The sequence below is a fragment of the Micromonospora sp. S4605 genome, from assembly GCF_003176715.1.
Taxonomy (GTDB): Bacteria; Actinomycetota; Actinomycetes; order Mycobacteriales; family Micromonosporaceae; genus Micromonospora; species Micromonospora echinaurantiaca.
Genome location: NZ_QGSW01000314.1, coordinates 1 through 2,312, shown reverse-complemented (window position 1 = coordinate 2,312; position 2,312 = coordinate 1). Strand labels below are relative to the sequence as shown.

1 protein-coding gene is annotated in these 2,312 nt (G+C 74.8%); it reads left to right on the top strand.

Annotated features, from left to right (window positions below):
* The coding region (locus DLJ47_RS28055) for an amino acid adenylation domain-containing protein (protein ID WP_146228211.1) at positions 1-2,312 on the top strand (2,312 nt) is incomplete at both ends.

Here is a 2,312-nt window from a genome sequence, read left to right as displayed (position 1 = left end):
GGCCGGGCGGGCGCCCACCGCCCCGGTGGCCGCCCGCCCGGCCGGCCCCGGCGACCTGGCCTACGTCATCTACACCTCCGGCTCCACCGGCCAGCCCAAGGGCGTGCTGGTGGAGCACCGGCAGGTGGTCCGGCTGCTCACCGCCGCCGAGGCGCACTTCGACTTCGGCCCGGACGACGTGTGGGCGCTGCTGCACTCGTACGCGTTCGACTTCTCCGTCTGGGAGCTGTGGGGGGCGCTGGCCTACGGCGGCCGGCTGGTCGTGGTGCCGCCGGAGGTGATCCGGGACACCGAACGGCTGCTGGACGTGCTGGCCGAGCAGCGGGTGACCGTGCTCAACCAGACCCCGGCAGCGTTCCGGGGGCTGCGGGCCACCCTCACCGAGACCGACCGGTCCTTCGCCGACCTGTCGGTACGCACCATCGTCTTCGGCGGTGACGCCCTCTACGTCCGCGAGCTGCGGCACTGGCTCAGCCGCTACGGCGAGGACACCCCGGCGCTGGTCAACATGTACGGCATCACCGAGACCACTGTGCACGTCACCGCGCAGCGGCTGCGCCGCGCGGACGTGCGCCGCCCGGTCGCCTCGCCGATCGGCCGGCCCCTGGCCGACCTGCGCGCCTACGTGCTGGACCGGCACCTCAACCCGGTGCCGGTCGGGGTGCCCGGTGAGCTGTTCGTCGCCGGTGAGGGGCTGGCCCGCGGCTACCTGAACCGGGCCGCGCTGACCGCGCAACGGTTCCTGCCCGAGCCGTTCAGCGGCGAGCCGGGGGCCAGGATGTACCGCACCGGCGACCGGGTGCGCTGGTGCCCGGACGGCACCCTGGAGTACCTGGGCCGGGTCGACCGGCAGGTGAAGGTCCGTGGCTACCGCATCGAGCTGGGCGAGATCGAGGCCACCCTGCAACGCCACCCCGACCTGCGCGGCTGTGCGGTGCTCGCGCAGCCCGACGGCACCGGCGACCGGCGGCTGGTCGCGTACGTGGTGCCGGCCGACGCCGCCCGCCGGCCGACCGCCGGGCAGCTGCGCGAGCACCTGGCCCGCAGCCTCGCCGACTACCTGGTGCCGGCGGCGTTCGTGGTGCTCGACGCGCTGCCGCTGACCCCGAACGGCAAGCTGGACCACCGCGCGCTGCCCGACCCCGACCTGGCCGGGCAGGCCGAGCAGGAGTTCGCCGCTCCGGGCACCCCGACCGAGCGGCTGATCGCCGAGGTCTGGACCGACCTGCTGCCGGTCGACCGGGTCAGCATCGACGACGACTTCTTCCTCGTCGGCGGGCATTCGCTGCTGGCCGCGCAGGCGGTCACCCGGATCCGCCGCGGCCTGGAGGCCGCCGGCGCCACCGGCACCATCTCGCTGATGGACCTGTTCCGCTGCCGCACCGTGCGGGACCTGGCCCGGCTGCTCGACGAACCGGCCACCGGGGACCGGCCGGCCCGGTTGCTGCACGAGCTGACCCGGCCGGTCCCGGACGCCGCGCACGTCCGGTCGCTGGTCTGCGTCCCCTACGGCGGTGGCAGCGCGGCGGTGTACCAGGCGCTGGCCGACGCGATGCCGCCCGGGCACCGGCTGTACTCGGCGGCCATCCACGGTCAGGAGGCCGGCGGCGAGCAGGACACCCTGCCCTTCGGCGAGCTGGTCGACCGGGCGGTCACCGAGATCCTGCGCGACGTCGGCGGGCCGCTGGTGCTCTACGGCCACTGCGGCATCGGCAGCGCGCTGGTGGTCGAGGTGGCCCGCCGCCTGCAGGCCGCCGGCCGGCCGGTCGAGGCGGTGTACGTGGGCGGCATCTTCCCGTTCGCCCGCCCCCGGGGCCTGCTGAGCCGGCTGTCCCGGCTGGCCGAGCTGGAACGCTTCCGCAGCAACCGCACCTTCATCAACCGGCTGGTCGGCCGCGGGGTGGACATCGAGGAGCTGGGCCTGGACGAGGCCGACCGGGTGATCCGCAACATGCGGCACGACACCCGCAGCGCCGAGGACTACTACAGCGGCCTGCTGGACAGCCGGATCGACCGGATCGACGCGCCGGTCATCTCGGTGGTCGGCGAGCAGGACCCGGCCACCGACTACTACGCCGAACGGTTCCGGGAGTGGGACTTCCTCTCCGACACCTGCGCGCTGGTCGTCCTCGACGAGGGCGGGCACTACTTCAACCGCTACCGGGCCACCGAGCTGGCCGAGATCGTCACCCGTACCCACCTGGTGCTGGACGCCGACGACGGCGCGCAGCTGACCCGGCCGGCCCGCGGCGCGGACAGCGACTGGTGGCTGCACGGCGTGCACCGCCGCGGCGCGGCCGGACCGGGTGGGC